The organism is Rhizobium sp. SRDI943, assembly GCF_057653695.1.
Genome location: NZ_JBYGKN010000005.1, coordinates 294,392 through 307,435 on the forward strand (window position 1 = coordinate 294,392; position 13,044 = coordinate 307,435).

13 protein-coding genes and 1 pseudogene are annotated in these 13,044 nt (G+C 60.1%); 6 read left to right on the forward strand and 8 right to left on the reverse strand.

Annotated elements, in window-relative coordinates; all coding sequences use genetic code 11:
• The first annotated feature begins 9 nt into the window (after positions 1 to 9).
• Positions 10 to 714, forward strand: a complete 705-nt coding sequence (locus tag AC245Y_RS36430) for a response regulator transcription factor (RefSeq protein WP_003555207.1) — start codon at positions 10 to 12, stop codon at positions 712 to 714.
• Positions 714 to 1,736 carry a sensor histidine kinase gene (locus tag AC245Y_RS36435; protein ID WP_017997570.1) on the forward strand — a complete coding sequence of 341 codons (1,023 nt, stop codon included), beginning with the start codon at positions 714 to 716 and terminating at the stop codon, positions 1,734 to 1,736. The genes AC245Y_RS36430 and AC245Y_RS36435 overlap by 1 nt, the downstream gene beginning before the upstream one ends.
• A gap of 114 nt (positions 1,737 to 1,850) precedes the next feature.
• On the opposite strand, the gene AC245Y_RS36440 is transcribed toward AC245Y_RS36435, so the two are convergent.
• On the reverse strand, positions 1,851 to 2,450 hold the full coding sequence (locus AC245Y_RS36440) for a TetR/AcrR family transcriptional regulator (RefSeq protein WP_017997569.1): 600 nt from the start codon (positions 2,448 to 2,450) through the stop codon (positions 1,851 to 1,853).
• Between the two features lie 121 nt (positions 2,451 to 2,571).
• Between AC245Y_RS36440 and AC245Y_RS36445 the strand changes: the two are divergent.
• Positions 2,572 to 2,999: pseudogene (locus tag AC245Y_RS36445) on the forward strand (Tautomerase enzyme).
• Positions 3,000 to 3,086: 87 nt separating this feature from the next.
• Positions 3,087 to 3,482 (forward strand): VOC family protein, encoded by a 396-nt coding sequence (locus AC245Y_RS36450; RefSeq protein WP_012760610.1) that lies wholly within the window; start codon positions 3,087 to 3,089, stop codon positions 3,480 to 3,482.
• A 176-nt stretch (positions 3,483 to 3,658) separates the two neighbouring features.
• On the opposite strand, the gene AC245Y_RS36455 is transcribed toward AC245Y_RS36450, so the two are convergent.
• The 7 genes from AC245Y_RS36455 to otsB all read right to left on the reverse strand — a co-directional run bounded on the left by AC245Y_RS36455 (position 3,659) and on the right by otsB (position 10,531).
• The gene (locus AC245Y_RS36455) at positions 3,659 to 4,423 is read right to left on the reverse strand and encodes an SDR family NAD(P)-dependent oxidoreductase (RefSeq protein WP_017997568.1); all 765 of its coding nucleotides are present in this window, start codon (positions 4,421 to 4,423) and stop codon (positions 3,659 to 3,661) included.
• 52 nt (positions 4,424 to 4,475) lie between these two features.
• On the reverse strand, positions 4,476 to 5,204 hold the full coding sequence (locus tag AC245Y_RS36460; RefSeq protein ID WP_012760608.1) for an SDR family oxidoreductase: 729 nt from the start codon (positions 5,202 to 5,204) through the stop codon (positions 4,476 to 4,478).
• A gap of 26 nt (positions 5,205 to 5,230) precedes the next feature.
• Complete coding sequence (locus tag AC245Y_RS36465; protein ID WP_017997567.1) at positions 5,231 to 6,490, reverse strand: sugar ABC transporter permease; 1,260 nt, start codon at positions 6,488 to 6,490, stop codon at positions 5,231 to 5,233.
• Positions 6,487 to 7,308: an ATP-binding cassette domain-containing protein gene (locus AC245Y_RS36470; protein WP_017997566.1), complete on the reverse strand. Its 822-nt coding sequence runs from the start codon at positions 7,306 to 7,308 to the stop codon at positions 6,487 to 6,489. Before AC245Y_RS36470 ends, AC245Y_RS36465 begins: the two co-directional genes overlap by 4 nt.
• 71 nt (positions 7,309 to 7,379) lie before the next feature.
• The gene (locus AC245Y_RS36475) at positions 7,380 to 8,453 is read right to left on the reverse strand and encodes an ABC transporter substrate-binding protein (protein WP_017997565.1); all 1,074 of its coding nucleotides are present in this window, start codon (positions 8,451 to 8,453) and stop codon (positions 7,380 to 7,382) included.
• A gap of 215 nt (positions 8,454 to 8,668) precedes the next feature.
• Positions 8,669 to 9,553 carry a helix-turn-helix domain-containing protein gene (locus AC245Y_RS36480; RefSeq protein ID WP_012760604.1) on the reverse strand — a complete coding sequence of 295 codons (885 nt, stop codon included), beginning with the start codon at positions 9,551 to 9,553 and terminating at the stop codon, positions 8,669 to 8,671.
• Between the two features lie 198 nt (positions 9,554 to 9,751).
• On the reverse strand, positions 9,752 to 10,531 hold the full coding sequence (otsB, locus tag AC245Y_RS36485; protein ID WP_017997563.1) for a trehalose-phosphatase: 780 nt from the start codon (positions 10,529 to 10,531) through the stop codon (positions 9,752 to 9,754).
• A gap of 124 nt (positions 10,532 to 10,655) precedes the next feature.
• Between otsB and AC245Y_RS36490 the strand changes: the two genes are divergently transcribed.
• On the forward strand, positions 10,656 to 11,741 hold the full coding sequence (locus AC245Y_RS36490) for an ROK family protein (protein ID WP_017997562.1): 1,086 nt from the start codon (positions 10,656 to 10,658) through the stop codon (positions 11,739 to 11,741).
• Positions 11,742 to 12,605: 864 nt separating this feature from the next.
• Positions 12,606 to 12,782: a hypothetical protein gene (locus AC245Y_RS36495; RefSeq protein WP_164902772.1), complete on the forward strand. Its 177-nt coding sequence runs from the start codon at positions 12,606 to 12,608 to the stop codon at positions 12,780 to 12,782.
• Positions 12,783 to 13,044 lie beyond the last annotated feature (262 nt).

Consider the following 13,044-nt stretch of genomic DNA (forward strand, 5'->3'; position numbering starts at 1 on the left):
GGACCGGTGATGGCGCCCCGCATTCTCGTCGTCGATGACGAACCTCACATCCGCGACGTGATCTGCTTCGCCCTTGAGCGGGCTGGCCTGGCCTGGATGGCAGCCCGCAACGGCACCGAGGCGATGGCGGCCTTCCGCCGTGGCAACATCGATCTCATCATCCTCGATATCGGCATGCCCGAGATGGACGGTCTTGAAGTCTGTCGCCAGATCCGCAAGACGTCGGGATTGCCGATCCTGTTTCTTTCGGCGCGTGACGAGGAGATCGACAGGATACTGGGTCTCGAAATAGGTGGAGACGATTATGTCACCAAACCGTTCAGCCCGCGCGAACTCGTGGCTAGGGTCAAGGCGATTTTGAAGCGCAGCAGCAATGGGGCAGAGCCTGACAGACGCCACGCCACCCTTGTCGCCGGTGAGCTCAGCCTGGATCGCCGCGGCAGGACGGTCATGTTTGGCGAGAACACCATCGCAATGACCGCGCTTGAATTCGCAATCCTGGACGCATTGTTGTCACGCCCCGATATGGTCTTCAGCCGCGAACAACTGATGGAAGCGGCCTATGGCGCCGGTACCTATGTTGCTGACCGGACGATTGACAGCCATATCCGCAACATCCGGGCCAAGTTCCTGGTGGCCGGCGGCCAGGGGATTATCGCAACCGTTCACGGCATCGGCTTCAAACTCGGCCGTGAAATCGGGAGGAAGGCCTGATGTCGGCACCGAAAGTCAGGACGAAATGGCGGCCGACACTGGCGCTGATTGTCTACGTCGTGCTTCTCGCGGTCATGGCGCTGCCAATCCTGATCGTCATCTGGTTTCGCGCCGTGGAAGCGAGTTCGAACCGGATGGCGCCGGCGGAAATCGGCGCCCTCGCCGTCGTCTTCATGCTGACGCTCGGCGTTGCTTATGTGCTGACGCGCACCATCACAGGGCCTATCGACGCTTTGATCGCCCGAACGGAAGAGATCGCCCGCGGCGGCAAGGGAGCAATCCGGCCGCTGGAAAGCTATGGAACGCGCGAGATCGCTGTGCTGTCGCAAAGCTTCCTTGATCTTGCCGGAAAACTGGTCGATCGCACCGAATACGTGCGTTCCTTTGCCGCCCATGTCTCCCATGAACTGAAATCGCCGCTGACGGCGATCCGCGGCGCGGCGGAGCTTCTGCGTGACGATGATGCCGAAAAGCCGATGACGAAGGTGCAGCGTTTGCACTTTCTCGACAACATCGTCGCCGATGCCGTCCGGCTCGACGCGTTGTTGCAGCGGCTAAGGGAGCTTGCCCAGGCGGAAACGCCCGTGGCCGAAGGCAAAAGCAGCGTCACCGACATTTTATCCTCACTGCGCGGACGGTTTCCCGCCCTCCGTGTTTCCGGCTCAGGTGATACGGAAATATCGGTTGCTCTTCCCCAGGAGGCAGCCGGCATCGTCTTTGCCAATCTTGCCGACAACGCTCTTCAGCACGGCGCCACGCTGTTGGAAATCAGAGTATCGACCGACGCCCGAGCTGCCGTCATTCTTGTCCGTGACGACGGCAGCGGTATCTCCGAGGTAAATCGCCAACGCATCTTTCAGCCGTTTTACTCAACGCGCCGCGAACAGGGTGGCACCGGTATGGGCCTCAGTATCGTCGGCGCCATGCTGAGCTCCCATGGTGGCACGATCCGCCTGCTGCGAGCGACCGGCGCCGGTACCGAGTTCGAAATCACCATACCTTTGCAAATTTTATCTGGCTGAGGTCGCGCCGAAGCGATGTGCGGCGGAACTGACTGCGCTTCTCGACGCCGAGCCGCGATTTGTCTTCGAGACCCGCTCCACGGATTTCAAGCCCGCGCTGCCCTGAGGGAGGGATCAGTTTCCAGGGTCTATCGCCGTCAGCGCAGCCTTCGCGATGACGTCTGCAATGCGTTTGGACAGCGCCGGGTCGGAAGCAGCGCGGGCGAGGGTCACACCGCCACTGAGCATGGCGAGCAGCAAGATCGCCTGGTCTTCCCGGCGCGTTTGAGGTTGACCCGATACCTCACCCTCCGGCAAGCCGGCGGCAATTTCCTCGATGAGACGTTTGAGTTCCACCGTATAGGCGCTTCGTGTTTCATCGTCTGCGCGCACCACGTCGGGGGAAAGGCTCGGCAGAGCGCAGCTCTCACCCAGATCGCAGGTTCTTTTATAGCCGAGATAGTAGCCGACGAATGTCGCCAGCCAGTCTTTCGGTTGACTGGCCTTTAACCCCGCAATTCCTTGCCGCAGCTCTTCTAGGCCGGTTAGCACGGCGGTTCGAAAGGCTTCCCCCTTGGACTTGAAATGTCCGTAGAAGGCGCCGTTGGTCACGCCTGCCGCCTTGGTCAATGCATCGATGCCCGCACCGCCATAGCCTTCCTGTCTGAAAACCCGTCCAGCCGCGGCAATGACCCGCGTTCGGGTCTCCTGCTTATGCTCGGCACTGTAGCGCATGTCCGTCCTTTTTAAGAGCGAGCACTCTTTATGTCTTGCTAAGAGAGTGATCGATGTGTATGCATAAAGAGTGATCGGTATATATCAAAAACGGTCATGGTTCAAACAGGGAGACAATCCGATGCCCATCACGCTCACCGTACCTGAAGGCCTGCTCTCGCTGGAGGGCCAGGCGCAGGCTTTTGCCGGATTGACAGACGCGTTGCTTGATGCCGCGCGGGCTTGACCGGCAACACTTTCATGACTGCCAACGTCATCGGCACCATCAACGTGCTGCCGCGCGAGCATGTGCTTGCTGCGGGAAAGCCGATCGCTGCGGCTTTCATCGAACTCAAGCTGCCTGAGATTGCGCTGGTAAGTGCAGAGACCAGGCAGGCCTTCTTCGAAAAAGCAGCCGACGTCGTCGAACAAGCCGCCGAGGGCCGGCTCAGGCGAGAACACATATGGTCGAACATCATCTACGCGCCCGAGGGGGCGTGGGGCATCGCCAGCCGCAGCTATAGCAATGCCGATCTTGTCGCCGCTATCCAAGGTGGCGCGACGCAATGACTGTGGAATGCGCAAAAGCCCCGGACCCGCTGCGCCGGGGCGCGGACACTGAGGCGTCATGGTCCGGAACGGTACGGGAGTGAAGCCATGCAGCTTGCCAACTACTTGTTCTTCGCCAACGGCTGCGAGCAAGCACTTGCTTTCTACACCGAATGCGGGCTTGGCCAAGTCACGCAATTGAAGCGGCACGGTGCAGACGGAATGTCCGCTGCCCCCGAAGCCATGCGCGGGAAGGTGATGCATGCCCGCTTCGAAGGACCCGACGTTCTTTTCTTCGCTTCGGACAATCATGACGCCGAGCCGATGCGAGGCTCCGCCCACATGCTGATCATGGAAGACCGCGACAGTACCGCCAGCCTCTTTGCACGGCTGGCCGAGGGCGGCAAGATCACGACACCACTCGCCGTCCAGCCATGGGGAAGCTATTATGGCAAGCTCACCGATCGCTTTGGCGTCCAGTGGATGCTGGATTGCCTAAATTAGAGCACGATGCCGAAAAACGGGAGCGGTTTTCGGACTGCGCGCGAGCGTGAGACGATAAGGCCCCGATAGCCGCGAAGTGTCTGCATCTGTGTCACAATCAGAACATCGCGCGCGGAGGATAATCGGCGGCTCGCACCAACCAAGCGGCTGCGAGCCGCCTCCCCCGTCTTCGGGTTTCAGCGCGTTGTATAACCGCCGTCGATAACCAGCACTTCGCCGGTGACATAACTTGCTGCCGCCGAGCAGAGGAACAATGCGGCACCCGCCACCTCCTCCGGCTGCCCGACGCGTCCCATCGGGGTCATGCTGCGCCAGGTCGGGAACCAGTCGGGATTGTCGATGCCGCCGCGCGACAGATCGGTCTCGATATAGCCGGGGGCGATGGCGTTGACGCGGATGTTTTCAGCGGCAACCTCGCTGGCGAGGCTCTTCGTCATCATGTGGACCGCCGCCTTCGAGGTGTTATAGGCGACCTGGTTCTGGGGAATGTTGGACACGATGCCCGATATCGAGCCGATATTGAGGATGGCGCCGCCGCCTTGGCGCCGCATCGGTGCTAATGCGGCGCGGCAGGCGCGAAAGACGGCGTCGACGTTGACCGTCATGATTTCGCGCCAGATGGCATCGGAGAATTCGCCGCTGTCGCCGTGAATGGCGATGCCGGCATTGTTGACGAGGATGTCGAGCCGCACCGCCCGCGAAAGAGTCTCAGCGACGAGTTCGTCGGCAGCGCTTTCCTTCATCAGGTCGACGGCGATGAAATCGCAATCGACGCCGACCCTGGAGAGCTGGTCTTCCGCGGCCAGATTGCGGGTTCTGCCCGTGATGATGACTTTGGCGCCCGCCTCGCCGAGCGCCTCGGCGATGGCAAGCCCGATGCCGCGCGTGCCGCCGGTCACCAGCGCCACCTGTCCGTTCAGGCGAAATCTGTCGAAGATCATGGCCGTTTCCTCTTGAGTGGGTTCGCGAGTGTTGAAGACGGATGCACTTTCGTCAGATGTCGGCGCGCTGCGGCAGGATGACGAGATCGCGGATCGTAATGTTGCGTGGGCGCGTCAGCATGAAGAGCACGGCTTCGGCCACTTCGTTCGCCTCCATCAGGCCGCCGGCTGCGAGCGCCTCGTCCAACTTCTCCTGCGGCCAATCGCTGAGAAGGGCCGTGACCACGGGGCCTGGAGCGACGGCGCCGACGCGCAAGCCATGCTTGGCTACCTGCCGCCGCAGCGTGTGGACGAATGCCTGGACCGCGTGTTTCGAGGCGGTGTAGATCGGCTCCCAGACGACAGGGATCATGCCGGCAACGGAACTCGTCAGGATGATATCCCCGGTCTTGCGCTCGACCATATGCGGCAGGACGGCATGCACCGAACGGAATGCGGCGTTGATGTTCAGATTGAGCATCCGGTCCCAGGCATCAGGATCTCCGCCCAGCACTTCGCCGCCGATATAAGAGCCGGCATTGGCGTGGAAGATATCCAGTTGGCCGGTTTTTTCCAGTATCTCAGGCATCATCCGTTCGACGCTTTTCGGATCGGTGAGATCGATGACCAAGGGAATGGCGTTGGCGTCGAGTTTCGAGCAGATTTCCCGCAACGCTTCCTCGTTACGGTCGACCAGCACCACCCGAACGCCGGCGGCAAGCAAAGCCTTGGCGCATTCCAGGCCGATACCCGACGCCGCTCCGGTGACGGCCGCGACTTTTCCAGACAGATCCTGTCCCATTTTCTTCCTCTGTTTTCTCAGTTGCTTTAGGCTCGGCCGTGCGAAATTCGCGAGCGGCGTGCCAGCGAGTCGACGATGACGGCGACGGCAAGGACAGCGCCGGTGATCATGTATCGAAGTGACGATGACAGATCGAGAAGCGTCAGCCCGCTGGCAATCGACTGAATGACGATGATGCCGAGAAGGGCTGAATAGGCACTGCCTCGCCCGCCAAACAGGCTCGTGCCGCCGATAACTGCTGCGGCGATGGCATTGAGATTGACGTCGCCGGTGCCGGCTTGCTGACTTGCCGTCGCCAGCCGTGCGGCGGAGAGAACGCCGCCGGTTGCCGCAAGCAGAGCGCACATGACGAAAGCGCTCGTATAGATGCGCGAGACGTTGATGCCGGAACGACGGGCGGCCTCCCTGTTGCCGCCGACGGCATGCATCGAGCGTCCCCATTTGGTGCGCGTCAGCGCATAATTCATCGCGCTGGTGAGCCCGACGAAAAGGCCGAACATCCACGGAATGCCGCGCGACTGGTTAAGATAGAACGCGACAGCTTCCAGGGCGAGTGTGATGATGACGGCGCGTAGAAGCAGCCCGCGGGCCGATTTCGCTGACAGGCCGGCCGCCCGCCGGCGCGCCGAGGTGCGGTAGCTAGCGAAGAAGAAGGCAATGCCGGCAAGTGCCACCAGCAGATAGGCGATCGGGTCCGGCATGACCATGATCTGACCGAAACTCACGAGCCAGGAACCATAGGGAAGATTGATCGAACCGGTCGCTCCGAGGATATAGAGCTGCAGGCCGAGAACCGCGAGCAGCCCGGACAGCGTCGACACGAAGCTCGGCATGCCGAAGCGGTTGAAGAGAAATGCGTAGAGCGAGCCGATCAGGACGCCGACGATCATGGCGGCGAGGACCGCGAGAACCACCGGCCAGCCCTGGTTGACCCAGAAGACGCCGACCAGTGCCGAGGCGAAGCCGCTGACGGAGCCGACGGAAAGGTCGATCTCACCCACCATCAGAATGCAGACGATGCCGAGTGAGATGACACCGACCGTCGAGCAGTCGAACAGCATGTTGACGAGGTTGCTGCTCGAGAGAAACACCGGATTGAGCGCCTGGAACACCGTCCAGATGATCGCCAGGCCGACAATGACCGGCAGCGAACCGAGATCGCCTGAGCGGATGCGATCCCCAAAGGCGCGGATCGAGCCGGTAAGGCTATCGTCGTGGCTCACTCTTTCGTCACTTCGGTCGAGCAGCGCAGGTGCCGCCGGCTCATTCTGGATGGTCTTCATCATGGCCTGCCCTCCTCGTTCTGTTGGCTTTGCGCCTGGCGGCGCGACGCGCGGCGGGAGACGGAATTGTTGGATGCACCGGTGATGGCGCTGACGAGCTGCTCATTGGATGCGTCGGGCAGCATGGTGCCATTGTTGCGGCCGAGCCGAAGGACGACAATTCGGTCCGCGACGGCACGAACATCCTCCATATTGTGGCTGATCATGATGACGGCGAGGCCGCGCTCACGCACGCGCTCGATGAGGTCGAGCACCTCGGCGGTCTGGGCAACGCCCAGCGCAGCTGTGGGTTCGTCGAGCATGATCAGTTTCGGCTCGAGCAGCAGCGATCGGGCGATCGCGACCGTCTGGCGCTGTCCGCCGGAGAGTGAGGCAACAGGTTCGCGCACGCTCGGAATGCGGGCCGAGAGCTCGTTCAAGAGCTTCCAGGCGGCAATCTCCATCGCAACCTCATCCAGCTGAAATGGGTTGAGTTCCTTGCCGAGGAAGATATTGGCGACGACGTCCAGATTTTCGCAAAGCGCCAGATCCTGGAAGACGGTTGCGATGCCGAGGTCGAGCGCAGCACTTGGGCTCGACAGGTTGGCCGGCTTGTTTTCGAAGAAGATCGTGCCCGAACTTGGCCGATGCACGCCGGCCAGGATCTTGACCAGCGTCGATTTGCCAGCGCCGTTGTCGCCCACCAGCGCCACCACCTCGCCGGCATACACGTCGAGGTCGATATCGGTGAGCGCCGACACTGCCCCGAAGTTCTTCGATATTCCACGCAGACTGAGGACAGGCTGACGGGAAGGGTCAGGAGTATGAGAGGTTTCAGACATCGCCTGGCCTTTCGAAAAAGGAAAAATCGGAAGCGCGACCGGTGGTCCGGCCGCGCATTCCCTTGGCTCGATTACTTGGTGATGCCGAGCTTCTTGCAGCCGTCGGCATAGCGGCCGGTGCACAGTTCCTCGGCGGTGTTGATCTTCTTGTCGATGATCTCGGCCTTGAGGTTTTCAGCAGTAACGACGGCAGGGACGAAGAGCTGCGCCGGCGTGTCGTAGAGCGTCATTTCGGCCTTGATCGTTTCTCCGGCCAGAAGCTTCACGGCGACGTCGGCAGCGGCAGCGGCGACGATTTCGCTCGGCTTTGAAATCGTATTGTACTGATCCCCTGCGATGATCAGCTGTAGTGCCGCGATCGTCGCATCATTGCCGGTGACCGGCGGCACCGGATCGACACCTGCTGCCTTGAAGGCTGCGATGGCGCCACCCCCAGTGCCGTCATTGGCAGCGACCACGCCGACGATCTGTTTGCCGAAACGGGTGATCTGGCCGCCCGCCCATTGCTGGGCGTTCGCGGGCTGCCAGTTCGGCGTGTCAAATTCGGCAAGCGTCTTGTAACCGCCGCTCGCCAGACCCTCGTGAATGCCGTCCTTGATCAGCCCGGCAGCCGCATCGGTCGGCGAACCATTGATCTGCAGGATGCCGCCGCCATCGGTCGGCACGTTCTGCGCCTTCAGATGCTGGACGAGCGATTCCGCAATTGCCTTGCCGATCGCCTTGTTGTCGAAGGAGACGTAAAAATCGGCCTTGCCTTTCGGGATCGGGCGGTCATAGGCAATGACCTTGACGCCCTGGCTCTGTGCAAGCTGGACGAGCGATGCGGCGGCCGCCGAATCCACCGGGTCCAGCACGATGACTTTGGCGCCTTGCGTGATGGCCGAATTGAACTGTTGCTGTTGTTTTGCGATATCGGCATCGGCGTTCTGATAGAGAACCTTGCACGACGCACAAAGCTTCTTCATTTCCGCGACGAAGCCCGGGTGGTCGTGCTCCTCGTAGCGGGTCGATCCCTGGTCGGGCATGAGGAATGCCACTGTCGCATCCGCAACGGCGGTTTGCGCAAAGGCGGAAGTACCACCAAGCAAGGACAGGACAAATACCGCGGCGCCTGCCGCCTTTGTTGAGAATTTCATCATTTCCATCTCCTCCCGTTGAAAAAATTGTGTTGTGATCGCACTGTTCTGCTGTGGCCGTTCGGCTGAAGGAACGGTCGCGCCTGCCCCGGCGGTTTGACGTTTTTGAGGACAAGCATTTCCAATCACGAGCCGCTCATCGCGTGCCCGCGTTCAAGTCAGTGTCAGTATTGGTTCCTCCTCCTCGTCCTCCCTCGTCCTTTGGACGTGCTCGTTCGGCTCCTCTAGGCCGCCTTTGCCACGTTGATATTGTCGCCCAACAACCGCCTGAAGCGAGAAGGCGTCATGCCCTTTTCCGCGAGAAACTGCCGGTTGAAGTTGGACAGATTGTTGAAGCCGACCTCGAAGCAGATATCGGTGATCGATGCGTGGTCATCGCTCATCAGGATCTGGCAGGCGAGATTGATGCGCAGGCGTTTCACATACTGTACCAGCGACATGCCGGTATGGCGGCGGAATGCGCGCGAAAAGGCGCCGGTCGACTGGTCAGCAATCGTCGCCAGATCGGCTTCGTCGAAGGATTTCGTCAGGTTCTCTCTGATATAGGCGAGCGCCTTGTTGATGCCGGCAGACATGTAGCCAGATGGATCGGGCAGATAGCTCGGGCTGGCGAGAAGCTGGGAATCCTGCGCCCGGCTGAGCAGGCCGACGATCATCATGAACAGCTCGATACGACGCACACCGTGTGCCTGCTGCACCTCGTTCATCAGGGGAGCCACCTGCCGGCTGGTATCGGCGCCGAAGAGCACGCCGCGCCGCGAGGCTTCAAGAACCGGATCGAAGGGCCCGAGTTCGGCCAGCACCTTCATAGTACCGCTGATGAAATTCTCGCTGAACTGGATGAGCTGGCATCGAAGCGGAATGCTCGATCCTTTCGGGACATCGCTGATCCAGTTATGGGGAAGATTAGGTCCGGCAAGCACAAGGTTGCCCGGTTCAAATTCGCCGATGAAGTCGCCGACGAAATAGCGTCCCGTCGTCGCCACGACGAGATGAAGTTCGTATTCCGGATGAAAATGCCAGCGAACCGTATGGTAGGGATAGCCATGCGCCTTCGTCGCGAAAGATTCGCCGGGCCGGATCTGAACCACTTCCAAGTCGGGTTCCATTGTTTCCTCCTCCAAGGACTGTTCCAGGCCGTCCGCCAAATTCCCTTTTTGGCTTTATTGTTAAGGAGAGTGTAATGGTCTCGTGTCGTGCCCGCCACCACGATTCCCGGGTAAAACCGATACTTTTTTGACAATTGACACTGCGCAGCCGGCGGTAAGACGACAGCAACCCGCATGCACATCGTCCAACGGCGTACCTCAGGCGGCCAAGGCGGCAATCACGTTTCTGACCAGCGCAGAAGAGGACAGTCGGCTCGTGGCGCAGCTCGGAGCGCCGATCGCGCCGACACGCACGGAAACGCCACCACGCGCATTGGCGATCGCAAACATCGACTCGTCGGTCAGATCATCGCCAATGGTAATCGGCGAACGGTTCTTGAACGGGTCGGACTGGAAGAACCGCTCCAGCGCATCGCCCTTGCTCGACCGTGCCGGGCGCAGCTCGAATACCATCTTGCCGAGCTGCAATGCCCAGTTCGGCCCGGCGAGCTCCGCATAGTGGTGCATGCGGTCTTCGAGCACCTTTTCATATTCCGGCGCCAGCCGGTAGTGGGCGGCAACGGCCGCGCCCTTGTCCTCGATCAGGACGCCAGGGTAGTGCTCGGCTTCAGCGGTCAGCGCATGTTTCAACGCCTGAAACTCGGGTGTCGCCTCGACCGTCTGCATTCCGGCGGCGTTCCTGATTTCGGCGCCGTGCAGGCCTGCTGTCGGAAATGCAAAGGGTTTGAACAGCGCGTCTGCATAAGCAAGAGACCGTCCGGTGACCAGCGCCAAGGCGCCGCCGAGCTTGTTCGACAGGCGATGAAGTTGTCCAGGAAGCGCCTCTGGAACCTCTATCGCATCCGGTGTGGGTGCAAGATTGAGCAGCGTTCCGTCGATATCGAGAAACATTGCCCAGCGGTCCGGTTCCTCCAAGACCAGTGAAAGCATTTCCTGTGTAGCGGCATCGTCCTGCACGGCATTCTCCAAACTCTGCAATCATTGAAGCTAGGTCGCCAACCGGCAAGGGCAAGGTGATTTTTCAGAGTCCGGAACATCCAGAGGATAGTTCGCGTTGTATCTCGCCGCCCGTTCGAGCACTCGCGCCGTAGAAGGTACATTGATGGCCAAAAGCAGTTCCGATCCCCGTGATGAGATCAATGCCCCGTTGGCACATGGCGCTTTAAACCTGCCATTGGTAGCGATCGACGATTACAATAACGAACTGCGTGACAAGGATGGCTTCGTTGGCGACAACGCCAACAAAAAGACGTTCCAACAAAAGCTCGACGATTGGAGAAAACGCATCCGCAAGGTTGGAGACGACCCGATCGGCAAGACCGCGACGGAGAAACTCTCCAAGAAAAAAATCGACGCTATTTTGAAGGGCGATGATTTGGCGGCGGCGGCGGTGGTCATGGGGGCAGTGGAGGATTTTGCGCAAGACTTTGCCGATGTGATAGGCAAGTTTCTCAAGGACAAACGTTGGGGAAAGACAGAACGCATCGTCGTTGGCGGCGGCTTCCGTCGGAGCCACTTTGGCGAACTGACAATCGCCAGGACCATGGTCATTCTCAACGCGGCCGGCGTCGACGTCGAAGTCGTGCCGATTGTTCACCACCCCGATGAGGCCGGACTGATCGGGGCGGTTCACCTGATGCCGCGCTGGATGTTTAAAGGTCACGAGGCGATCCTCGCCGTCGATATCGGCGGCACGAACGTTCGCGCCGGCGTCGTTAAATTCGGAAAGGACGACGTGCCGAATTTCGCGGATGCAAGCGTCTGGGAATCCACCATCTGGCGTCATGCCGACGATGAGCCAAGCCGCACCGCCACGATCGAAAGGTTGGCGGCGATGTTGCGGGATCTGATCGGCAAGGCCGAGAAGGCCAATCTCAAGCCAGCGCCGATCATCGGGATCGCATGCCCCGGCATCATCAAAGCCGATGGTTCCATCGAACGCGGCGGACAGAACCTGCCGGGCGGAAACTGGGAGAGCGACAGTTTCAACCTTCCCGCCGCACTGATGAAGGCCATTCCTGAGATCGGCGACGACAGCACATTCGTGATGATGCACAACGATGCAGTCGTGCAGGGATTGTCGCAGATCCCTTTTATGAGCGACGTGTCGAGATGGGCCGTGCTGACCATAGGCACGGGGTTGGGCAATGCGCACTTTACCAATCGCGAGGGCACGAAGGTGCGATAGTGGAATGCCTGCCTCGCGCCACTCTACGCAAGGAACGCTGGATTGGCCGCGATGCTTGCGATCCGCGATTAGGCTTTGCCGCCGGCGTGCCGCGTTATGGTAAATAGCAGGTAAACAAGAAGGAATTCCGTGGACGGAAGCGAACTCGCCAATAAGTTCCGCTAGAAGACGGCGGCTTTGCCAACCTTGAGGTGAGATCTGGTCGCCCGGGCTACCAATAACGTCAGCAATATCTCGGTACGATCGCTGCGAGCACTGTCGATGATACTCGCCGAAACCTGATTCGCCTAGCACGCGCTGTATTCATCGTGGCGGTTGATGACGGCCTGGGATGTCTGCAACCCTGTTCGCGCTCAACCCGGCACGTGACTAGACTGGTGCCATTGACCTGGCCTGGCGATTATCGGATCTCCGTACAAGCGAACCGGAACCCCTTGACGCCAGCCGCTCCCAGTATCTCCCTGACTTCGATCGGCACGAAAATTCGGGCTGCGGGTCCCCTCCCCCGTTGGTCCGCAGCAGCACCCTTGCCTGTGGTAAAACCCAAATCGCAGTCTCCAAATTCTGGCGATGCCGCATGATCCGAGATAGCCCAGTTCGCCGGTGCCGATAAGATGGGGCCTTTCGCATGTCAGGCCGCTCCTGCGCGCCACTCTTCTATCCTTGCGCGGGGAAGAGACCCGAGCGGCGAGCGTCGCCGCCAAAGGTCGCGTTTCGGATCGGCGCTTGAAGATGGGGCTCTCCCCTCCCCTTCGCGCGTGCTTGGAAAAGATGGTGATAACGCCGGCTGGCGGTTCTCGGCGGCTTCAAATTGCGCTTATCTCCAAGGCTTCACGCAATCGATGCGCAGACGAAAGATGGATCATGAATTTCAAGGGAATAAGCGCTCCGCTCAATGCTGGCCGTCTGGAACAAATGCTCGGCCTTGCGCAGCCACGGCGCGATGCCGCAACCCAGGACACAAATGACAAGTCCGCCGGCAACGAACCTGTCCGCGGGATGGAAACCGAAAGCCTGTGCCGTTCATCTGCCTATAAATGAGAAACGGATTGTCTGGTCCGACGTGCTCAAGCAGCGGATGTTGTTTTCCGGTGAGTCGGCAACTGCGTTAGCGTCTGGCATCGACGGGTGCGGGCACCGCCGCCATTGTCAGCTGACAATTGAGCTAAGATTCCGGAATTCCACATGATTTTTTCGTTGAATCCTGTCTGTTATCCATTGGCTAACCAAGAAATCGCTTGACGGAGTCGGCAGACTCACGATCATTTGCGCAAAATGACCCGATTTATCAGGATTTGCGTGA